Below are 20,467 nucleotides of genomic sequence, written 5' to 3' on the forward strand. Positions count from 1 at the left end.
GAAAACGAATCAGGAAGACGCTGGAGAAGACGCTCGACTCAAAACCGCGAACGAAGAAGGTGAAGTTATTTGGTGTTGCTGGCTGGCCCTTGACCAGTGATACAGCAGTCAAGTTCAGTATGGAGATCGGGCGCAGCCTTGACCTGTGTTAGTAGGAACAAGACAAGAATAACGCTACGTCCAAAAATACTCTTCATATTTCTTAACCTCCGGACTTGCTTGACTGAAGCTAGTGTGGCAGAAGGGTGGTTAACTGACGGCCAATGATCTTTCTGTGTTGAGGGATCATCAGGCTGATGTAGCCAACGGCTGCTGATTTAGCCGTTCAGCGCGCGTTTAGCCGCGGCGCGCGTGTGCTGACTGAGATGGGAGAGACCAGCTTTGGCATACGCGGCGATCGCTGCACTCCAGGCAGATTCAAAGACGGGGTTGAAGTGAGTGGCCTTCAGATACAGGTGTGCGGCAGCAACGGGATCGGTGATCTCCACCTCACTTCCCACCGACATCAGCAGGGCGAGCCACTGATTATCGAGAAACTCCCTCGCCTCCGTGACCCACTCGGTATCAGCGTCCGGCAGGAAAGCACCTGGATAGGTGTCCGCCAGACGATGCCGGTCCACTGAACTGTTGGCCTGTTGCCAGTTCTGCAGCGCCATGGCGTCGCAGCGAAGATCAAACTTTTCAGCCAATCGGTAGGTGCCACTGCTCAGCGGCAGGGGGTCCTGAGCGCCGAGCGCGGGTTTCAGGGCCTGCCGCAGGGCGTGGAGTGCCTGCTTGAAATAAGAGCCCAGTTCACTCCGTGCCTCGCCGTCCCAGAGCGCGGTCATCAGCTGATCGCGCGTGGCTGCCCCGTTCATACACAGGAAGGCCAGGAGTTCACGTGATTTTTTGAGCCGAATCTGAACTTCTGCACCGTTGACTGTCACGCCGAAGTTACCCAGCAACGTGATTCTGAGTGTGGGCCGTGCTCTCAGCGCGAGCCGGCGGGCCGCGCCGCCACCCAACTCAAGATCAGCGAACGCTGCATACAGGGGAGCCAGCCGGTCTGTGTCAACGGCGAGAGCCAGCTCACCGCCAATCCGGGAGAGCACTTCAATCAGTTCAGTACTGGCCTGCGCCAGTGGCGTATCCATGAGCCACCGGCAGTACGTTCTGAAGGCGTGCGATCGCAGTCGAAAGCCGTCCAGCAGCGCAACGCCCTCGATGACTGCCTCAAACCTGGACAAGGCCAGATCGTACTGCCGGTGCTCAACGTGAATCAGCCCAACGTAAAAGGCCTGAGCGATATGGTCGAATTCCTGTTTGGGATTCAACGCGTCGATATGCCGTTCAAAGACGTTGAGATCGATTTTTCCGATCCGCCACAGACACTCTGCTCGGAAGGCGCGGGCCAGAACGTTCAGGCGGTCGCTGCCCTGCGTGCTCTGAGTCTCGATGGAGAGATTGAGATGATGGAGTGCCGTGTCGAATTTTTCCTGTAAAAGGTAGAGTTCGCCCAGGATCAGGTGAGTGGTGTCACGGCGGTGGTCATTCAGCTCCTCAGCGCGTCTGAGCACTTCATGCACCATGGCCAGCGCCTCCTCTGGGCGACCTTCAAAGAACAGGCGGTAACCGAGGTCCATTCGCAGGGACAGGCTTTCACTGTGTCCGCCCAGCAGGTCGAACAGGCGGAGCGCCTCGCGGGCGTAGCGGTCCTGAGATTCAAAATCATCCATGGAGGCACTGACGTTCTGAGCGAAGTACAGCGCCCGGGCGCGCGACCTCAACTCTGAAACTGGCAGTTCGTCCAGGAGGTCCGCCATGATCCTCTGCGCTTCCGGCGCGCTCCCCAGCTCAACCAGCGCGCGGGAATACGAGCAGATCAGCCACCAGCGCGTGACCTCATCCGGCTGCGCTTCCAGCCCGCGTTTGGCGTGCGCTATGCGGGCTTCAGGGCCGCTGCGCATGGCGGCCAGCAGACTGAGCCCCAGATGAATGCGTGAGTCGGGCTGAGGCACGCCGGCAGCGCGCAGAAGCTGGATCTCAGCGGCGTCCGTTTCACCTGTCTCGAGCAGGGCGAGCGCCAACTGGCCAGTCTGCTTCGAACTCAGGTTCCGGCGCCGCAGCAGTCGCACAATCTCGGCGTACTTCCCCTCCCGCTCGAGCTGGTCGATGCGGCTGGCCAGCGGGTCAGTTGTGGTCCTGGCTGGCGGGAGGGCGGGGGTGTCAAGCTGGACGTTGACGTACCAGTCGCCGTTTCTGGCCTGGGTGACGCGGCCCCCCTGGACGCGCCCGGTCTTGAGGAGGTGACGCTGGTAGTTGCCGAGGCGGGTGGGGATGGTGTGGCGGCCCTGAAGTGTCCAGAGGGTGACGTGGCCGGTGTCGGGGTTGAGGCGCAGGCTGCGGGCGTCGAGCCAGTAGCTTTCGCCTTTCAGGCCGCCGCGGGTGTTGTGGCGGGCGTCGTGCGCGGCCTGCGCGGCGGCGCGGCGGGTGGCGTGGGGCAGGGCGGGGGCGTCTGGGTGGGCGCCGAGGAGGTCGTCGGTGGGGGTGTCGGGCTGGCGGCGGGCCTGCACGAGGAGGCTGTTCATCAGGCGGCTGACGTGGGTGCGGGTGTCATTCAGGGCGCTGGCCTGTTCGGGCGTGGGTTGCAACGTGAGTCGCACGGGCGTCTCCTGGGTGGTTTCGAACGGGGGGTTGAGGGGGGATCTGCGTCCCTGTATAGCAGGTTGTGCCTCCTAGAAACTGTGGGCTGTTCAGGATATGTGCGGGGCTGGTGGGGAGAGTCTGAGCAGCGGGGGAAGACCAGCGGGGTGCAGTCACGGCGTGGTTGGGCGGGTGCCCGGCGCGAACGGTCGCCAGACGGGACGCCGGAGGCTCTGGGGGGAGCCTCCGGCGGTGGGGAGTGCGGGTCAGCGGCGCGCGCGGTAGCGGCGGATCAGGGCGTTGGTGCTGCTGTCGTGGTGCAGGTCGGGTGCCTGATCGGCGTGCAGTTCGGGGACGATCTTCCCGGCGAGGACCTTGCCGAGTTCGACGCCCCACTGGTCGAAGGAGTTGATGTTCCACACGGCGCCCTGCACGAAGACCTTGTGCTCGTACAGGGCGATCAGGGCGCCCAGCGTGTGCGGGGTGAGGCGGTCGGCGAGGATAGTGTTGGTGGGGCGGTTCCCGTCGAATACGCGGTGCGGGGCAAGGTCGGCGGGCACGCCCTCATCCAGGACCTGCTGGAGGCTCTTGCCGAAGGCGAGCGCCTCGGTCTGCGCGAACACGTTCGCCATGAGGAGGTCGTGGTGGGGCGCGCCGCCTTCCAGGGGCAGGGGGTTGAGGGTCTGGCAGAAGCCGATGAAGTCGCAGGGGATGAGTTTGGTGCCCTGGTGGATCAGCTGGTAGAAGGCGTGCTGGCCGTTCGTGCCGGGCTGCCCCCAGATGACCGGCCCGGTCTGGTAATCCACAGGCTGACCGTCCAGCGTGATGTGCTTGCCGTTGCTTTCCATGTCCAGCTGTTGCAGGTACGCGGGGAAGTACGCGAGGTACTGGTCGTAGGGCAGCACCGCGTGGCTCTGCGCGCCAAAGAAGTTGTTGTACCAGATGCCCAGCAGGCCCAGCAGGACGGGCAGGTTGCGTTCCAGCGGGGCGGTGCGGAAGTGCTCGTCCATGGCGTGGAACCCGGCGAGCAGTTCGTGGAACTGGGTGGGGCCGACGGCGAGCATCAGGCTCAGGCCGATGGCGCTGTCCATGGAGTAGCGGCCGCCCACCCAGTCCCAGAAACCGAACATGTTCGCGGTGTCGATTCCGAACTTCTGGACCGCCTCGGCGTTGGTGGAGACAGCCACGAAGTGCCGCGCGACCGCCGCGTCGTCCCCCAGCGCCGCGAGGAGCCACGCGCGGGCGCTGCGGGCGTTCGCCATGGTCTCCTGCGTGGTGAAGGTCTTGCTCGACACGATGACCAGCGTCTCGGCCGGGTCGAGGTCACGGGTCTTCTCGGTCAGGTCGGTGCCGTCCACGTTCGACACGAAGCGCAGCGTCAGGTTCCGCTGCGCGTAGTGCTTCAGGGCCTCGTAGGCCATGACGGGCCCCAGGTCACTGCCGCCGATGCCGATGTTCACGATGTTCTTCAGCGGCTTGCCGCTGTAGCCCAGCCACGTCCCGGCGCGCACCTGATCCGCGAAGGCTGCCATGCGGTCCAGTACCTCGTGCACGTCGGGGACGACGTTGTGGCCGTCCACGAGCACAGTCGTGCCTGTGGGCGCGCGCAGGGCGGTGTGCAGCACGGCGCGGCCCTCGGTCACGTTGATCTTCTCGCCGGCGAACATGGCGTCGCGTTTGGCGCTCACCCCGGTGTCCCGCGCGAGGTTCAGCAGCAGGGTCAGGGTCTCGTCGGTCACGCGGTTCTTGCTGTAATCGAGGTACAGGCCGGCGCCCTCGGCGGTCAGGCGCTCGCCGCGGCTGGGGTCCTGCGCGAAGAGGTCGCGCAGGTGGGTGCCCTCCAGGGCGCGGTGGTGGTCGAGCAGAGTGCTCCAGGCGGCCGTTTGCGTGATGGTCATGCGGGTCTCCCTTTGGCGGCGCTGGGGGCTCGGCGCGGCCGGTTCGACCGGGAGCATACCGCCGTGGCCGCGCGGCGCGTGACAGCCTGTGCGGAGGACCCCGGCCATCAATGGAATTCTCACGGGAACTCATGTTTTTCATTCGCCCGGAACAGAGGTTCGCGCGCCGTGAGACGGCATCTGACGCCAGAGGCTGTCGGGGCGCAGGACTTCGGGGGCGGTCAGTCAGAGAATTGTGTGAACCGCCCCGCTAGGCTGCCGTATATGACCAGGAAGGTGAGGGACGTGGAAACGACATGGAACCGCTGGGGCACACCCTTCCTGGATGGCCGCGCGGACGGGGACGCCCCGGCGGTGGTGAGCAGCGCCGCGGACCTGCGGCCCCTGTCCCCGGAAGCGATTCGCCGCGCCATTCACGCGGAGGAGCAGCGGCAGGTGTTCGCGCTGCTGGGCCGCCTGCGCCGCAGCCGCCTGGGCTGAGGGCCTGCGCTCCCGGCCTGGCTTTACATCCACGTCCTGTTCGCCGCCCCCGCGCCTCTCAGGTGTCAGGGGCGGCGTTCCGTTTGACAGGCCACCGGCCCTTCCCATCCGGGGGTCAGGCGCGCTTGAATGCAGCCGTCAACTGCACTCCCCCGGGCCTCCCTCGGCGTCATGGCCGGAGGCCCTCACGCCTGCTCCACCGGAGGATATCCACCGTGACCCCAGCCCTGAGAGTTCAAGACCTGCATGACCGTGACGTGGTGATCGTCGCGGCCGTCCGTACGCCCATCGGCGCGATCCGCGGCGCGCTGTCCACCGTCCGGCCTGACGACCTGGCCGCCCTTGCCATCCGCGAGGCGGTCGCGCGCAGCGGCGTGCCCGCCGATCAGATCGAGGAGGTGATCCTCGGCTGCGCGAACCAGGCGGGCGAGGACAACCGCAACGTGGCCCGCATGGCCGCCCTTCTGGCGGGCCTGCCGGACACGGTTGCGGGCCTGACCGTGAACCGCCTGTGCGCCTCGGGTCTCAGCGCCGTGAACACGGCGGCCCGCGCGATCCGGAACGGCGACGGGGACGTGTACGTGGCGGGCGGCGTGGAGAGCATGACCCGCGCGCCCCTCGTGATGCCCAAGGGCGCGCAGGCCTTCGCGAATGGGAACGTCACCGCGTACGACACGACGCTGGGCTGGCGCTTCCCGAATCCCGCCTTGGAGGCCCTGTTCCCGCTGGAGGCGATGGGGGAGACCGCTGAGAACATCGTGGGGCGCTCCCGCGAGGGTGCGTATGCTGGGGGCGAGATCACCCGCGAAGATCAGGATGCGTTCGCGCTGGGGTCGCAGCGCAAGACCCTGGACGCCCTGAACGCCGGACGTTTCCGGGATGAGATCGTGCCTGTGCAGGTCAAGGGCCGCAAGGGCGTGACCGTGTTCGACACGGACGAGCACCCCCGCGTGACCCGCACCGCCGACGGCTTCACCCTCGCCACCGACGAGGCGACCCTGGCGGGCCTGAAACCTGCCTTCCGCAAGGGCGGCAGCGTGACCGCCGGGAACGCCAGTGGCCTGAACGACGGCGCCGCCGCGCTGGTCCTGATGAGCGCCGCGAAGGCCCGCGAACTGGGCGTCACGTCGCTGGCCCGCTGGGTGGGCGCGGCGGCGGCGGGCGTGGAGGCCCGCGTGATGGGCCTGGGCCCCATCCCCGCCACCCGCAAGGTTCTGGAGCGCACCGGCCTGAACGTCGCAGACCTGGACCTGATCGAACTGAACGAGGCCTTCGCCGCGCAGGCCCTGGCCTGCATCCGCGAACTGGAGCTGCCCGAGGAGCGTGTGAACGTGAACGGCGGCGCCATCGCCCTGGGCCACCCGCTGGGCATGAGCGGCGCGCGGCTGATCGTGGCCCTGACGCACGAACTGGCCCGTCGTGAAGGCCGCTACGGACTGGCGACGCTGTGCGTGGGGGTCGGGCAGGGCGAGGCCGCGATCATCGAGAGGATCGAGGCATGACCGCCACGGCACCTCAGACGGGTCTGAAGCACGTGCCGGTCATCACCGCGGCCCAGGCCGCCGCGCTCGTGAAGAGCGGGCAGACGCTGCTGGTGGGCGGCTTCGGCATGACCGGCAACCCGGTGCACCTCGTGCACGCGCTGGCCGAGACGGACGTGCGGGACCTGACGTACGTGGCGAACAACGTGGGCGAGGCGGGCCTGAGCGGCGGGCGCCTGCTCCGCAATGGGCAGCTGAAAAAGGCCATCGGGTCGTTCTTCACCAGCAACCGCGAGGCCGTGGCCGCCGCGCAGGAGGGCCGGCTGGAGGTGCAGCTCATCCCGCAGGGGTCACTCGCCGAGGCGCTCCGGGCGGGCGGCGCGGGCATCGGGGGCTTCTACACGCCCACTGCCGCCGGAACCGTCATCGCGGGGGATGCGGACGTGCGCGTCCTGAACGGCCGGGAGATGGTCTTCGTGCCCGCCCTGCGCGGCGACGTGGCGTTCGTGCGGGCGTGGCGGGCCGATGAGGCCGGGAATCTCCAGTACCGTCTGACCGAGCAGAATTTCAACCGCGCCATGGCCACCGCCGCGGACCTGGTGGTGGCCGAGGTGGAGGAGATCGTCCCGGTGGGTACCATCCCGCCCGAGCAGGTGCACACGCCCGGGCTGTACGTGGATTACCTCGTGCAGGCCACCCTGACGGCCGACGCGCTGGGCAGCAGCGCCGATGTGAAGGGCAGCAGCAAGAAGGTGGACGAGGCGCGGATGCACATGGCCCGCCGCGCCCTGGCGGAACTGCGGCGCGGGGACGTCGTGAACCTCGGCATCGGCATTCCTACCCTGGTGGCGGACCTGATCACGCCCGAGCACGGCGTGAACCTGCACACCGAGAACGGCATGCTGGGCGTCGGGCCCGCCCCCGAGCAGGGCGGCGCGCTGGACTACCCGGTGAATGCCGGGAAGATCCCGGTCACGGCGCTGCCCGGCGCGAGCTACTTCGACAGCGCGGACAGTTTCGGCATGATCCGGGGTGGGCACGTGGACGTGGCCGTCATGGGGGGCCTACAGGTCGACGCGCAGGCGAACCTTGCGAACTGGGCGGTGCCCGGTAAGCCCCTGCTGGGTGTGGGTGGCGCCATGGACCTCGCCAGCGGCGCGCGCCGATTGATCGTCCTGATGACCCACACCGACCCGGACGGCACGCCCAAGGTCGTCCAGGACTGCACGCTGCCGCTCACGTCACGTGGCGCAGTGAACATGATCATCACGGACAAGGCCGTGTTCGAGTTCAGTGATGGGGGGCTGACCCTGACGGAGCTGATGCCGGGCGCCACGCTGGACGAGGTGCGCGCCACCACGGGCGCGGCCTTCGTGGAAGCGCTGTAGATCCAGTGGAGGCGGGCCGCCCGGACCTACTGGGCGGCCCGCCGTAAGCGGCGTTCAGTGCTTCAATTCACCGCGCGCGGCGCTGTCTGGTGCCAGCGCGCCGTACATCAGCAGGCTGAACCGGTCCTGCCAGTCGCGCAGCACCTCCCGCTGATCCCGGTGGCCGCCGTGCAGCAGCGCGAGGATGAATGCGTCCACCAGCAGCGCGCTGAGCATCTGCACGTTCGCCTCGGGCCGCAGCCGCCCCTGCGACTGCATGGCCAGCAGCACCGGCTGCACCAGGGCAGCGAGGGTCAGCGCGGTCTGTAGTCCGTCGCCGGGCGCGCGTTCAGGGGCCCCGCTGCGCTCGGGGGCGGGGGGGGCGCCCAGCACGGCCTGCCCCACGGCGCCCACCAGATGCCGGTACCGCACGCCCAGGTCGGCCATGCGGGCCGTGACCTTGTCCCACACCTGCTGCGGGTTTGCCCCGGCCCGCAGGCGCTCCATGGCGTCGTCCCGGCTGGCCTGCACGGCCTTCTCAAAGTGTGCCAGGAGCATGTGCACCTTGCTGGGGAAGTAGCGGTACAGGTTCGTTCGGCTCACAAACGCCGCCTGCGCGATGTCCTGCGCGCTGATCGCGTCCAGGCCGCTGCGGGCAAACAGCTCGAAGGCGGCGCGGGCAATGCGTTCGCGCCGCGCGTCATCCTGTTCCTGCCGGTCTACCTTCACGCTCCCATGCTAGCGCGCGCGGCTCATGCCGGTCAGCCCCCGCCACCTTCATGCTCATGGGGGAGCGCTCTACCCCGGAGCATACCGCGAATGCCGGGGAGGGGCTGTAAGCGCCTCGCATGACAGTCTCATGACCATGCGACTAGAGTGAATCACCGGAGCCCAACCTACCCTCCGGGAAAAGGAAGAGGTGAAAGCCGTGCACATCTACAAGCTGTCTGGCCGCAATGTTGAAGTCACCGATGCCATGCGCGATTACGTCGAGGAGAAACTCACGCGCCTGGATCGTTTCAATGACCAGATCACCGATGCACGCGTGACCCTGACCGTCCGCGACGTCCGCGACGCCGCCCGCCGCAACCGCGTTGAAGTGCAGCTGAACGTCCCCAGCGGCATCATCCGCGCCGAGGAACACCACGCGGACATGTACGCCGCGATTGACAAGGCCAGCGACGTCCTGGAACGCCAGCTGCGCAAGTTCAAGACCCGCTACCTCAAGCACCGCCACGACGCCACACCCCAGCCCGAACCCGGTCCCGCCGAAGCCGACGTGAACGCCGGACTGGACGACGTGACCGAGTTCCACCCGGAGATCGTGCGGCAGAAACGCTTCGACCTGCGCCCCATGAGTCCCGAAGATGCCGTCGCCCAGATGGAAGCGCTGGGCCACGACTTCTACGTGTTCATGAACATGCGCACGAACGCCTGTGGGGTCGTGTACCGCCGCAAGGACGGCCACTACGGCCTGATCGAACCCAGCTGAGCGGCCAGCATTGAAGCGGGCGGGCGCACCCAGAACTGGGGTGCGCCCGCCCGCGCTGTGCGGCGCCCTCACGCCGCGGGCAGGCTGTCCCGGTCTGATCACCGCCTGATCTGGTACGCTGCGGCGTTGTGATCGCCCACGTGATCAATCCCGGAACCAGCGGCGTGAAACTCGCCTGTGCCCAGATCGAGCCCAGCGAGAACCCCGCCCTGCCGGGACAGCTGCGGCTCACCCTGACGCGCGCCGAACTGCCTTTGGACGCCCCGCCCACACCCGGCGACCTCTCCGACCTGACGCGGCAGGTGCTGGCCCTGACGCAGGACTGGCCCGCGCCGGACGCCGTGGTGGGGCGCGGCGGATTCATCGGGCGGGTCACGACGGGCACGTACCGCGTCACCCCGGAACTCGCGGCGTACGCGCTGGCCTGCGACGCCGGGCAGGACCCCCCGAACCTGGGCGGCCCGCTGGCGCTGGCGGTGGCGCAGGAGCGCGGCGTGCCCGCCTTCATCGTGGACCCCCAGAGCGCGGATGAACTGCTGCCCGAGGCGCGCCCCACCGGCGCCAAGGGCGTCAGCCGACGCGCGGAATTCCACGCGCTGAACGCCCGCGCCGTCGCCCGGCGCGCCGCGTACGAGGTCGGCAAGAGGTTCCAGGATGCCCGCGTGGTCGTCGCGCACCTGGGCGCCACCACCAGCGTGACCGCCTTCGAGGCCGGGCGCGCCATCGACACCACCGGCAGCGGCGCGGGCGGCGGCCCCATGGGCGCCCGCCAGAGCGGCCCCGTGCCCGCCCGCGACCTGCTGCGCCTGCACGCTCAGCTCGGCGCGGGGACCCTGCACCACCTCGCCGCCGAGAGCGGGTTCCTGGCCCTGACCGGCAGCGCCAACCTGCGCGAACTGGAGGGCCGCAGCCTGGGTGACCCCGACGTCAGCAGCGTCGCTGCGGCCTTCATCCATCAGGTCGCCAAGGCCATCGGTGAGCAGACCGGCGCGCTCAGCGCCCGCCCCGACGCCATCGTCCTGACCGGCGGGATTGCCCGCTGGGACGAACTGATCGACCGGCTTGAACGCCGCGTCGCGTGGATCGCCCCGGTGTTCGTGATTCCCGGCGAGCTGGAACTCGAAGCCCTCGCCGAGGGCGCGGGCCGCGTCCTGCTGGGTCAGGAAGCGCTGCGCGAGTGGACGCCACCCGCCCAGCCTGGGTGCTGAGCGTGGCCCGCCGCCGCCCCCAGCGCACCCCCGACCCCATCCGCGCGACCAGCATGTGGCGCGTGGATCAGGTGTTCCTCGCCCGCCGCGGGCCGCGCATCGAGGTCACCTGCTCCCTCGTGAACGATCAGGGCGGCCTGCGCAACCTGTCCGTTACGGCGCCCACCGAGGACCCGGTCGCCGCGGTCCGGCACGCCGCGCGCTTCATTGCGGGCAAGGGGAACGTGAGTGGCGCCCGTCAGGCCCGGCTCCGCTGGACGCGTGAGCAGGCCACCACCGCCCAGGACGCCCTGATCCGCGACCGCCTGCTGGAAGACGAATTTCTCGACGAGTTCGAGGAGACGCTCGCCGCGGTGCGCGACCAGCAGCGCTAGGCGAGACCGGTCCTGACGGGCATGTGGCGTTCAGTCCAGCAGGCCGTCGTCGCGCAGGACACTCAGGAACGCCTCGACCACCGCCGGGTCGAAGTGCCGCCCGGCCTGCTCCAGCAGGGCGTCTGCCGCGGCGCGCGCCGACCACGCCAGCTTGTACGTGCGGGGGCTGATCAGGGCGTCAAACACGTCCGCCACACTGAAAATCCGCGCCAGCAGGGGAATGTTCTCCCCGCTCAGCCGGTCCGGGTACCCGCTGCCGTCCCAGTGTTCATGATGGTGCCGGACCACCTCACGCACCTCACGCGGCACGAACACCTCGTCGCGCAGCAGCTGATCCCCGACCTCCACGTGCCACTGCATGGCCTGCCGTTCGGGCGGCGTGAGGGGGCCCGCCTTGCGCAGCAGCCGGTCATCCACCGCGACCTTGCCGATGTCATGCAGGTACGCGCCCCAGCGCAGGTGCTGCACCTGCGCTGCACTCAGGCCCAGCCGCTCGCCCAGGCGCACGGCCAGGGTGGTGACGCGGTCGGTATGCCCGAAGGTGTCCCCGTCGCGGCTTTCGAGCATGCGGCCCAGCGTGCGCAGCGCTGCCTCGCGCGTCTGGTGCAGGTGCTCGACGCTCGCGGCGCGGTCCAGCGCCTGACTGATCCGCTGCGCGACCGTTTCCAGCAGCGTCACGAGTGAACCGGGCGCCGGCACGCGCCGCTGCAGGTGCATCAGCAGCACCACGCCCACCACCCGCCCGTCCACCCGCAGGGGCGCGGCGAGGCCCGTGAAGACGTTCGGGACGTCCGCCCGGCGGGCTGCCCAGGTCTGGTAGTCCGCGGCCACCTGCGTCCGCCCGGTGCGCAGCACCTCCCCGATCAGTCCGGTCGGGGCGGGGCTGGACGCCAGCACCTCCCGGGTCGCGGCCTGCCCTTCCGGGTGACCGGCCAGCACCGACAGCTGCACCTGCCCCGCGCGGTCCAGGACGACCACGGCGCCCACCGTGAAGCCCGACAGGTCCACCAGCGTCTGGATGGCCCGCTGCCCGATCTCCTCGGGACTGGTCAGGTCCGCAAGCACTGCGGACAGCTCTGCGAGCTGCTCGAACTGCCGCGCGGCGCCCTGAGCGTCCTCCAGTGCCCGCGCGCGGGAGTACGCCACGCTGGCCGCCTGCCCCAGCAGCGTCAGCGCCTGCGCCTCACCACTGCCGAACTGCGTGCCCTGCGCCAGCCGGTTCACGGACAGCACCCCCAGCAGCGTGCCGTCCGGGTCAAGCAGCGGCACGCCCAGGTACGTGTGCGGCAGCGGCTGCCCCGAGACGTGGACCGTCTGCGGGTCCTGATCCGTCCGGGGAATCAGGGTTGCCTGCCCGGACTGCACCACGCGCCACGCCAGCCCCTGACCGCGGGGCAGCCGCACGCCGATGGCCGCCTCCCGGTGCTCACCGGCCGCCGCGACGATCTCCAGGTCGTCCGTCTCGGGACGGTACAGCAGGGTCATGGCGGTCCCCGCCGCCGTGATGTCCCGGGCCAGCTGCGCGCAGCGCGTGAACATGTCCCCACTGGACTGCGCGAGCAGCACCAGCGCCTGCGCTTCCAGGGCGGGCCGCAGCGTCTCCGGCAGGCCGCTGCCCGGCAGGTCGCGCGTCATGGGCGCAGCCGGGGCTGGACGGCGCGCCCACTCCACGTCCGGCGATACGGGGGTGGCATGCCCCACGCTATCGCGGCGGACGGGCCCCGCACCACTCCCCCCCGGCAGACGACGCGGCGCGGCGGCCGGATCGACAGGATCAGCTCAGGTCAGCGCCGCGTCATTCCCACTCGATGGTCGCGGGCGGTTTGCCCGTGATGTCGTACACCACGCGGTTGATCTCATGCACCTGGTTCACGATGCGGTTGCTCATGGTCGCCAGGAACTCGTACGGGAGGCGCGCCCACTCGGCCGTCATGAAGTCGTCGGTGGTCACGGCCCGCAGCGCCGCCGTGTACGAGTACGTGCGCTCGTCGCCCATCACGCCGACTGACTGGATGGGCGTGAGGATCGCCAGCGCCTGCGAGCAGCCGTCGTACAGGCTGAACTCGCGCAGGCCACTGATGAAGATGTCGTCCACGCGGCGCAGGATGTCCAGCTTCTCCTCGCTGATCGCGCCCAGGCAGCGGATCGCCAGGCCCGGCCCCGGGAAGGGGTGCCGCATGCGGATGTGATCCGGCAGGCCCAGCAGCCGGGCAATCTCGCGGACCTCGTCCTTGAACAGCGTGCGGAACGGCTCGACCAGCTTGAACGCCAGGTCGTCCGGCAGGCCGCCCACGTTGTGGTGACTCTTGATGTTCGCGGCGCCCTCGCCCCCGGCGGACTCGATCACGTCCGGGTAGAGGGTCCCCTGCGCCAGGAAGTCGAAGGGACCGTACGCGCGGGCCTCACGCTCGAAGGCTCGGATGAACTCCCGGCCGATGATCTTGCGTTTCTGCTCGGGGTCCGAGACACCGTCCAGCGCCGCCATGAACTCGGCGCGGGCGTCCACGGTCACGAGGTTCACGCCCAGGGGTTTCAGGGCCGCCTCGACCTGCTCACGCTCACCGAGACGCAGCAGCCCGTGATCAATGAACACAGCCGTGAGTTTCTCTCCGACCGCCCTGGCCAGCAGCAGGCCCAGCGTGCTGGAATCCACGCCACCGCTGATCGCCAGCAGCACCCGGCCGTCCCCAACCTGCGTGCGCACGTCCGCGATCAGCTCGTCGATGATGTGCTCGGCCGTCCAGTCGCGCGTCACGCCGCAGATCGCCAGGAAGTTCGCCAGCAGCTGCCCACCCTTGGGCGTGTGCACGACTTCCGGGTGGAACTGCACGCCGTAGCGGCGGGTCTGGCGGTTTTCGATCGCGGTGACCGGGGTGTCCTCCGTCTGCGCGACGACCTCGTAGCCTTCGGGCAGCTGCGTGACCGAGTCGCTGTGGCTCATCCAGGCCACGAACTCACCCTGGATGCCCTCGAACAGCTGCCCGCTGTAGCTGGTCAGGTCGGCCTTGCCGTACTCGCGTTTCCCGGCGCGCTTCACGTCCCCGCCCGCCTGATGCGCGAGGTACTGCATGCCGTAGCACACGCCCAGCACCGGCACGTTCAGGTCCAGCACGCCCGGCGCGGGCTTCGGGGCCGCCTCGTCGTAGACGCTGCTGGGTCCACCCGACAGCACGACGCCCTGCGGGTTCTCCTTCAGGATGCGTTCCAGGGGCGCGCTGCCGGGCAGGATCACGCTGTACGCCCCGAGTTCACGGAAGCGGCGCGCGATCAGGCGCGTGAATTGACTGCCGAAATCCAGAATGACGACGCTCATCACCCCGATTCTCTCACGCGCCCGGACGGCGGGCGTCCCGGCGGGACAGACGAGCCGCTCCCGCAGTGGCCTCAGCGGTCCAGATCAATCGTGACCGGCTGCGCCCGCGGCACCGTGACGGTCATGCTGCCTGGCGCGTAGCCGTCCACCACCACCCGCACCCGGTACGTGCCCGGCGCGGGGAACGTCACGCGGCCCGGTGCGCGGCCCAGCGACGCGCCCGGCGCGAGCTTCGCTGCGGCTGGCGCCTGCTCCACGGACAGGCGGGCCGTCACGCCGGGCGCGCCCCGCACCGTGAACTGCACCGTCTGCGGCTGAGCTGCCGCGGCGCCCGAACCGGTCCCGGCGGGCGCAGCTGCGGCCTGCCCGCCCGCTGGTCGGGACACCGTGGTCTGCGTGGTCACCGGCGCCGCCCGGCCTCTCAGCAGACCCGACATGAGGACCGTCAGGAGGACCAGACCCGCCCCCAGCGCGCCCCAGAACGCCACGCGCCACAGCAGTGGGCGGCGCGCCCGTACCTGGGGTGTCGGGGCCTCGCGCACCACGCGCCAGGAATCATCCTCGTCCCAGCCGATCCGGATGGGCTCCCCGGTGCGGCGCCGCGCCACGGTCCCGGCCTGTGCCAGCCCCGCGTCGCCCGGCCCGGTCTGCCCGGGCGTGTCCTCGTCGGGCGGCAGGGGCGCGCGCCGCAGCGAGGCCGGCAGGCGCGGCACGTCCCGCAGCTGTAAACCCGGAGTGGGCGCCGGGCCGTCCGCTTCCCACACCGGCAGATCATCGTCGAAGCCAATCTGGAGGGGCGCGGGCACCACGGGCGCTGCGGCGGGGGGCGCGCTCTCCTGACGCCGGCGGCGCTCGGCGGCCGCCTGGGCGTCCAGCGCCGCCTGCTCGCGCCGCGCCTCATGCTCCCGGCGGCGACGCTCCTGCGGTGAGGACCGACCGGACGCCGTGGCCACCGGAGGTTCCGGCTCGCCCAGCACGATCAGTGAGCCGTCATGCGGTTGCTCGTCGGGGGCGGACGTGCTCGGCCCAGTCGGAACGGGCGGCGCGTCACCCAGCTCGGCCGCAGCGGCGAGCGGTTCGACTGGTGCCGGCAGGGGGGCCAGCAGGTCGCCCGCCGGCAGGGGCGCGCTGGGCTCCTGCCGTGGTCCAGCCTTGACGGAGTTCAGCGCCAGGTCGTCGGGCTTCACTGCACTCGGCGGGTCGTCAGACCGGTCAGCGCCACTGACATCCGGCGTGGACAGGGGGGGCTCGAGCGCCTCGCTCCTCCGGTCCACGCCCGGCAGGCGGAACCGGCTGCGGCGCTCCCGGCGCCCCCTCGGTTCGGTCACGCTGGCCAGCCCGGGCTCAGGGTCCGGGGCGCTGGCGGGCTCAGCGGCACCCCGGTCAGCCGGCGGGTCCCGGTCGGGCAGCGTCAGCGCTGCACCTGTCTCTGACAGGGCGGTCGCTGGAGGGGGCGGCGTGGGGGCGGGGGGCGTCCGGGCAGCTGCGGCCGTGGCCGTCAGGCTGAGCTGCCGCAGCGCCTCCTGCGCGTCCAGGCGGCCCGGGTCGTCCAGCAGGGGGCGCAGCGCGGGCGGGAACTCGCCCATCTCGTGCAGGATGACCGCCAGAGCGTACAGGTCGTCCGCCGGGCGGGCCTCGCCCCCCCAGGGGAGGCCCGCCCCGGCCAGGCGGACCTCGCCGTCCACGCTCCACAGCTGCGAGGCGCTCAGGCCGCCGTGGACCACGCCGCGCCCGTGCAGCGCCGTCAGGGCCAGCAGCGCCCCCCGCGCCGTCAGGGCCGGGTCCTGCGCCGGGCGGGCCTGAAGGGGCAGTTCCGTCACCATGAACGCCTCCCCGGCGACCTCCACGCACTCGGCCGGGAGCAGCACGTTCGGATGCTCGGGCAGATCCGGAAGGGGCATCGGGGCAGGCAGGCCGTGCAGCAGCACCGGCATGCCCGTCAGGCGGTCCGTGGCACGCAGCGTCCGCACCGGACTGTTCATCCGGCCCGGCAGGTCACGCGCGGCCACATAGGGGCCAAGGGGCTTCACGGCCCGCAGTATAGGCCGCCGCCCGCCCCAGGCGGCGCCCGAGTGGGCGGCGCAGTGTGAGCGTGTGGCTTGCCGCGCCCCTCGCTTTGCGCTACTAATTGCGGGATATGCGTGACGCCCTGATGGCCGCCCTGAGCACCGTGAACGACCCGGAACTGCACCGGGACCTCGTGTCACTGGGCATGATCGAGCACGCCAGCGTGGACGCGGGTGTGGCGCACGTGAAGGTGAACCTCACGACCCCCGCCTGCCCCCTGAAAGGTCAGATCGAGCATGACGTGCGCGCCGCCGCCCTGACCGTCCCGGGCGTGCAGGACGCCGTCATCACGTTCGGCGCGATGGTCCGGCCGCCCGCGCAGCCCGCCCTGCCCGGCGTGAAGCACGTCCTGCTGGTCGGCAGCGGCAAGGGCGGCGTGGGCAAGAGCAGCGTCGCCGTGAACCTCGCCGCGGGCCTCGCGCTGGACGGCGCGCGGGTCGGCCTTCTCGACGCGGACGTGTACGGCCCCAGTGTGGCGCACATGCTCGGCCAGAGCGGCGCGAAGGTCACCGCGAACGAGGAGCGCAAGATGCGCCCCCTGGACGCGCACGGCGTGCGCTTCATCTCCATGGCGAACCTCTCCCCGGCCGGGCAGGCGCTGGTGTGGCGCGGGCCCATGCTGCACTCCGCCATTCAGCAGTTCCTGAAAGACGCCGCGTGGGGTGAACTGGACTACCTGATCGTGGACCTGCCCCCGGGCACGGGGGACGTGCAGCTGTCCCTGACGCAGACCATTCAGGTCACGGGCGCCGTGATCGTCACCACCCCGCAGGACGTCGCGCTGATCGACGCGACCCGCGCGCTGGACATGTTCCGCAAGGCCAGCGTGCCCGTGCTGGGCGTCATCGAGAACATGAGCTACTTCGTGGCGCCCGACACCGGCATCACGTACGACATCTTCGGCCGGGGCGGCAGCCGCAAGCTGGGCGACCACACCCTGCTGGGCGAGATTCCGCTGGAAGTCAGCGTCCGCCAGGACGCCGACGCAGGCACGCCCGCCGTGCTGGCCCACCCGGACAGCCCGGCCGCCCTGGCGCTGCGGCAGGCGGCCCGCGCGCTGGCCGGTCAGGTCAGTGTCCGCACCCTCTCGCACCTCCCCGACCAGCTGACCGTCGTATGACCGGCGCGTCCGCCCACGCCCACCCACACCGGAGCCGCACATGAGTGCCGCGACCCTCGCACCCGCCGGTGCCGAGCGCACCAAGACCCGCCTGCTGGAATTTGTCAAGCGGCACGGCCCGCAGACCGCGCAGGACCTCGCGCAGCGGCTGGACGTCAGCGTGCCCGCCGCGCGCCGGCACCTGTGCGACCTGCAGGACCAGGGCCTGCTGGAAGCGCGCACCGAGCGGCCCGGCGGACGCGGACGGCCCCAGCATGTCTTCGCCCTGACCGACCGGGGCGAGGCGGCCTTCCCGAAAACCTACTCCAGCCTGTGCGTGGACGTCCTGCGGCACATCGAGGGACTGTTCGGCGCGGGTGCCGTCCTGAAGGTCCTGGACGCCCGCAACGCCGAGATCGCCGACCGCCTGCGCACCGATCTGCCCGCCGGACTCCCCCTGGGTGAACGCGTGCAGATCCTCGTGCAGCGCCTGAACGAGCACGGGTTCGACGCGACCGCCGCGCAGGACGACCAGGGCCGCTGGGTCTTCACGCAGCGCAACTGCCCGAACCTGACCGTCGCGCGGCAGTACGCGCAGCTGTGCAGCGCCGAGATCACGCTGTACACCGAGGTGCTGGGCGTGCCCGTCATGCGCGACACCCGCATTGCCTGCGGGCAGGCCTGCTGTCACTACCGGGTCGGGTAAACCCATGAGCCTGTTCCTGCCCGCGCTGGACGACGCGCCCCGACCCCTGTACTCCATCGTGGCGTGGCCGCCCGAGGCGCTCGACAGCTGGCTGCGCCGACTGCAGGACCGGCTGAACGTGCGCGGCTTCGGCCTGCCGCACCTGAACATCCGCGCGCCCTTCCAGACCACGCTGCGCAGCGCGGACCTGGTGGACGTCTGCCGCGACGTGCTGCGCGGCCAGCAGGCCTTCGACGTGCAGGTGCGCGGCTGGAAGCAGCTGCCGGGCGTGATCTTCCTGGAGTGCGAACTGAGCCCCGCCCTGCGCGCCCTGCACGACCGCACCCTGACCATTGAACCCAGCAGCCGCGCCCGCTACGACGGGCCCGAGTACCGGCCCCACCTGACCCTGGCGCTGGGCGTCCTGCCCTGGGCCGAGCCGATCCTCTGGGAGCAGATCAGGGACCTGACGCCGCCACTGACGCAGTTCCGGGTGGAAGCCCTGAGCCTGACCAAGGAACACCGGGGCGAGGTGCAGGAACTGCACACCTTCCCGCTGCTCGACCCGCCGGTGCCCGGCGTGGACGCGCCCAGCGCAGAATCCGCCCCCAGCTGAATACAGGCCGCCCAGCTGCGCCCTGGCGGGGGCCAGCCGTTGAACGCAGAGCGCCGCCCCGGTAGAACGGGGCGGCGCTCTGTCTGAACGGGAGTCTTACACGCCGACCGGCTGGCGCAGCAGGGTGCTCAGCGCGTCACTGAACTTGTCGTACCCGGCGAAGTCCAGCTGCTGCTCGTTGTCACTCAGGGCGGTGGCGGGGCTGGGGTGCACCTCCACGTGAATGCCGTCCGCACCGACCGCCAGCGCGGCCTTGGCGAGCGGGATCAGCAGGTCGCGGCGACCGGCGGCGTGCGTGACGTCCACGATGACCGGCAGGTGCGTCTCCTGCTTGGCGAGGGCCACGGCGCTGAGGTCCAGGGTGTTGCGGGTCCACTTCTCGTACGTGCGGATGCCACGCTCGCAGAGAATCACCTCGCTGTTGCCCTCGGACAAGATGTACTCGGCGGCGTACAGCCACTCCTCGATGGTGGCGCTCAGGCCGCGCTTGAGCAGCACCGGGCGGCGGGCGCGGCCCACCTCGCGCAGCAGCGCGAAGTTGTGCATGTTGCGCGCCCCCACCTGAAGGATGTCGGCGTGCTCGGCGACGATCTCCACGTCACGGGTGTCCATGACTTCCGTCACGAACAGCATGCCGTGCTCCTTGGCCACGCGGCTGCCCAGGATCAGGCCGTCCACGCCCATGCCCTGGAAGCCGTACGGGCTGGTGCGGGGCTTGTACGCGCCGCCCCGCAGGATCTTCACGCCCTTGGCGGCCAGGTACGCCGCGGTCTGCTCCATCTGCTCCTCACTCTCAATGGAGCAGGGGCCGGCCACGATGATGGGCGGCGCGTCCCCGCCGATGCGGACGCCGTCAATGTCGAGCACGGTGTCCTCGCTCTTGACCTTGCGGGACACGAGCAACTGCTTCTTGTCGTTGCTCTCTTCGAGGTCCAGGCTGGCCTTGAAGATCTCCTTGAAGATCGCCTTGACGGCCGCGCTGGTGAAGGGTCCCTCGTTCAGGGATTCGATCTCCTTGAGCTGCTTGTCCTCACGGGCCGGGTCGTAGTGGTTCGGGCGGCCCTCCTGGGTCTTGGCATGCCCGATCTGCGCGACAACCTCGCCGCGTTTGGAGAGCAGTTTCAGCAGGTCACGATTGATCTGGTCGACCTCGGCGCGGAGGTCCTCAATGCTGCGCTGGTGGGTCATGCTGCGCAGTGTAGGAAAGGCCGCCTGCCCCCGCCCCCACCCTGCTAGTCAATTGCCAGGAGTTGTCCAACCCGAACGCCGGTCACGACTGCAGCCCGCACGTGAGGTGCGGCCCGGCCACTCAGGGCGCGGACGCCACCCCGTCGGTGTTCACCATGTGCACCGCCACGCGCGACAGGGCCGCATACAGCTCCCGCGCGTCGTCCGTCCCGATCTGCGGCGTGTCCCGCAGCGCCGCCTGCATGCACGCCAGCCACGCCCGCGCCCGCGCCGGCGTGATCGGGAAGGGCAGGTGCCGCGCCCGCAGCCGTGGGTGCCCGAAACGCTCGTGGTACAGCGGCGGGCCGCCCAGGAAGCCCGTCAGGAACGCCAGCTGTTTCTCGGCCGTCACGCTCAGGTCCTGCGGGAAGATCGGCGCGAGCAGCGGATCACTGGCTACGAGCGTGTAAAAGCGCGTGACCAGGGCCGCCAGGGCCTCCGGTCCGATCCGGTCGTACAGGCTGCCGCCCGCGTTCAGGGAGATGGGCGCCGTCATGCCCGCAGGGTAGAGCATGCGGCCTGACCACACCGTGGCCCC

At 70.0% G+C, this 20,467-nt stretch carries 17 protein-coding genes; 9 read left to right on the forward strand and 8 right to left on the reverse strand.

Features of this window, described 5'->3' with window-relative positions:
• Window positions 1-317: 317 nt before the first annotated feature.
• Together IEY63_RS12060 and pgi are read right to left on the reverse strand one after the other, a co-directional pair.
• Window positions 318-2,642 carry an AfsR/SARP family transcriptional regulator gene (locus IEY63_RS12060; RefSeq protein WP_189069262.1) on the reverse strand — a complete coding sequence of 775 codons (2,325 nt, stop codon included), beginning with the start codon at window positions 2,640-2,642 and terminating at the stop codon, window positions 318-320.
• 246 nt (window positions 2,643-2,888) lie between these two features.
• The gene (gene pgi, locus IEY63_RS12065) at window positions 2,889-4,520 is read right to left on the reverse strand and encodes a glucose-6-phosphate isomerase (protein ID WP_189069263.1); all 1,632 of its coding nucleotides are present in this window, start codon (window positions 4,518-4,520) and stop codon (window positions 2,889-2,891) included.
• A 264-nt stretch (window positions 4,521-4,784) separates the two neighbouring features.
• On the opposite strand from pgi, the gene IEY63_RS12070 reads away from it, so the two are divergent.
• The 3 genes from IEY63_RS12070 to IEY63_RS12080 all read left to right on the forward strand — a co-directional run bounded on the left by IEY63_RS12070 (window position 4,785) and on the right by IEY63_RS12080 (window position 7,869).
• Window positions 4,785-5,000: a hypothetical protein gene (locus IEY63_RS12070; RefSeq protein ID WP_189069264.1), complete on the forward strand. Its 216-nt coding sequence runs from the start codon at window positions 4,785-4,787 to the stop codon at window positions 4,998-5,000.
• A gap of 215 nt (window positions 5,001-5,215) precedes the next feature.
• Window positions 5,216-6,502: a thiolase family protein gene (locus IEY63_RS12075; protein WP_308425227.1), complete on the forward strand. Its 1,287-nt coding sequence runs from the start codon at window positions 5,216-5,218 to the stop codon at window positions 6,500-6,502.
• Window positions 6,499-7,869: a 3-oxoacid CoA-transferase gene (locus IEY63_RS12080; protein WP_373290912.1), complete on the forward strand. Its 1,371-nt coding sequence runs from the start codon at window positions 6,499-6,501 to the stop codon at window positions 7,867-7,869. The genes IEY63_RS12075 and IEY63_RS12080 overlap by 4 nt, the downstream gene beginning before the upstream one ends.
• A gap of 54 nt (window positions 7,870-7,923) precedes the next feature.
• Here IEY63_RS12080 and IEY63_RS12085 read toward each other — a convergent pair whose 3' ends face one another.
• Window positions 7,924-8,577: a TetR/AcrR family transcriptional regulator gene (locus IEY63_RS12085; protein ID WP_189069265.1), complete on the reverse strand. Its 654-nt coding sequence runs from the start codon at window positions 8,575-8,577 to the stop codon at window positions 7,924-7,926.
• 199 nt (window positions 8,578-8,776) lie between these two features.
• On the opposite strand from IEY63_RS12085, the gene hpf reads away from it, so the two are divergent.
• From hpf to IEY63_RS12100, 3 genes are all read left to right on the forward strand, one after another.
• The gene (hpf, locus tag IEY63_RS12090) at window positions 8,777-9,340 is read left to right on the forward strand and encodes a ribosome hibernation-promoting factor, HPF/YfiA family (RefSeq protein WP_189069361.1); all 564 of its coding nucleotides are present in this window, start codon (window positions 8,777-8,779) and stop codon (window positions 9,338-9,340) included.
• A 128-nt stretch (window positions 9,341-9,468) separates the two neighbouring features.
• On the forward strand, window positions 9,469-10,548 hold the full coding sequence (locus IEY63_RS12095) for a butyrate kinase (protein ID WP_189069266.1): 1,080 nt from the start codon (window positions 9,469-9,471) through the stop codon (window positions 10,546-10,548).
• 2 nt (window positions 10,549-10,550) lie between these two features.
• On the forward strand, window positions 10,551-10,922 hold the full coding sequence (locus IEY63_RS12100; protein ID WP_373290915.1) for a hypothetical protein: 372 nt from the start codon (window positions 10,551-10,553) through the stop codon (window positions 10,920-10,922).
• Between the two features lie 30 nt (window positions 10,923-10,952).
• Here the strand turns inward: IEY63_RS12100 and IEY63_RS12105 are convergent, their stop codons facing one another.
• From IEY63_RS12105 to IEY63_RS12115, 3 genes are all read right to left on the reverse strand, one after another.
• The gene (locus IEY63_RS12105) at window positions 10,953-12,557 is read right to left on the reverse strand and encodes an HD domain-containing phosphohydrolase (protein WP_189069267.1); all 1,605 of its coding nucleotides are present in this window, start codon (window positions 12,555-12,557) and stop codon (window positions 10,953-10,955) included.
• Between the two features lie 160 nt (window positions 12,558-12,717).
• On the reverse strand, window positions 12,718-14,235 hold the full coding sequence (gene guaA, locus IEY63_RS12110) for a glutamine-hydrolyzing GMP synthase (protein ID WP_189069268.1): 1,518 nt from the start codon (window positions 14,233-14,235) through the stop codon (window positions 12,718-12,720).
• 71 nt (window positions 14,236-14,306) lie between these two features.
• On the reverse strand, window positions 14,307-16,265 hold the full coding sequence (locus IEY63_RS12115; protein WP_189069269.1) for a PEGA domain-containing protein: 1,959 nt from the start codon (window positions 16,263-16,265) through the stop codon (window positions 14,307-14,309).
• A gap of 107 nt (window positions 16,266-16,372) precedes the next feature.
• Here IEY63_RS12115 and IEY63_RS12120 point away from each other — a divergent pair, with 107 nt between their 5' ends.
• The 3 genes from IEY63_RS12120 to IEY63_RS12130 are packed head-to-tail and all read left to right on the forward strand — an operon-like array spanning window position 16,373 to window position 18,702.
• The gene (locus tag IEY63_RS12120; protein WP_189069270.1) at window positions 16,373-17,422 is read left to right on the forward strand and encodes an Mrp/NBP35 family ATP-binding protein; all 1,050 of its coding nucleotides are present in this window, start codon (window positions 16,373-16,375) and stop codon (window positions 17,420-17,422) included.
• A gap of 40 nt (window positions 17,423-17,462) precedes the next feature.
• Window positions 17,463-18,107, forward strand: coding sequence for a helix-turn-helix transcriptional regulator (locus IEY63_RS12125; protein ID WP_189069271.1), 645 nt, complete (start codon window positions 17,463-17,465; stop codon window positions 18,105-18,107).
• A 4-nt stretch (window positions 18,108-18,111) separates the two neighbouring features.
• Window positions 18,112-18,702, forward strand: a complete 591-nt coding sequence (locus tag IEY63_RS12130) for a 2'-5' RNA ligase family protein (RefSeq protein WP_189069272.1) — start codon at window positions 18,112-18,114, stop codon at window positions 18,700-18,702.
• A gap of 96 nt (window positions 18,703-18,798) precedes the next feature.
• Here the strand turns inward: IEY63_RS12130 and IEY63_RS12135 are convergent, their stop codons facing one another.
• A complete protein-coding gene (locus IEY63_RS12135) occupies window positions 18,799-19,890 on the reverse strand; it encodes a bifunctional 3-deoxy-7-phosphoheptulonate synthase/chorismate mutase (protein WP_189069273.1) in 1,092 nt (363 codons plus the stop codon).
• A gap of 121 nt (window positions 19,891-20,011) precedes the next feature.
• Entirely contained in the window at window positions 20,012-20,425 is a 414-nt protein-coding gene (locus tag IEY63_RS12140; protein ID WP_189069274.1) for a globin domain-containing protein, read from the reverse strand.
• Window positions 20,426-20,467 lie beyond the last annotated feature (42 nt).

Source organism: Deinococcus radiotolerans, assembly GCF_014647435.1.
GTDB classification, from domain to species: domain Bacteria; phylum Deinococcota; class Deinococci; order Deinococcales; family Deinococcaceae; genus Deinococcus; species Deinococcus radiotolerans.

Bases quoted from the DNA above. Each gene is read 5' to 3' on its own strand.
- pgi (WP_189069263.1), bottom strand. From the start codon at position 4,520: ATGACCATCACGCAAACGGCCGCCTGGAGCACTCTGCTCGACCACCAC.
- IEY63_RS12070 (WP_189069264.1), top strand. From the start codon at position 4,785: ATGACCAGGAAGGTGAGGGACGTGGAAACGACATGGAACCGCTGGGGC.
- IEY63_RS12080 (WP_373290912.1), top strand. From the start codon at position 6,499: ATGACCGCCACGGCACCTCAGACGGGTCTGAAGCACGTGCCGGTCATC.
- IEY63_RS12105 (WP_189069267.1), bottom strand. From the start codon at position 12,557: ATGACGCGCGACCTGCCGGGCAGCGGCCTGCCGGAGACGCTGCGGCCC.
- guaA (WP_189069268.1), bottom strand. From the start codon at position 14,235: ATGAGCGTCGTCATTCTGGATTTCGGCAGTCAATTCACGCGCCTGATC.
- IEY63_RS12120 (WP_189069270.1), top strand. From the start codon at position 16,373: ATGCGTGACGCCCTGATGGCCGCCCTGAGCACCGTGAACGACCCGGAA.
- IEY63_RS12125 (WP_189069271.1), top strand. From the start codon at position 17,463: ATGAGTGCCGCGACCCTCGCACCCGCCGGTGCCGAGCGCACCAAGACC.
- IEY63_RS12130 (WP_189069272.1), top strand. From the start codon at position 18,112: ATGAGCCTGTTCCTGCCCGCGCTGGACGACGCGCCCCGACCCCTGTAC.
- IEY63_RS12135 (WP_189069273.1), bottom strand. From the start codon at position 19,890: ATGACCCACCAGCGCAGCATTGAGGACCTCCGCGCCGAGGTCGACCAG.
- IEY63_RS12140 (WP_189069274.1), bottom strand. From the start codon at position 20,425: ATGACGGCGCCCATCTCCCTGAACGCGGGCGGCAGCCTGTACGACCGG.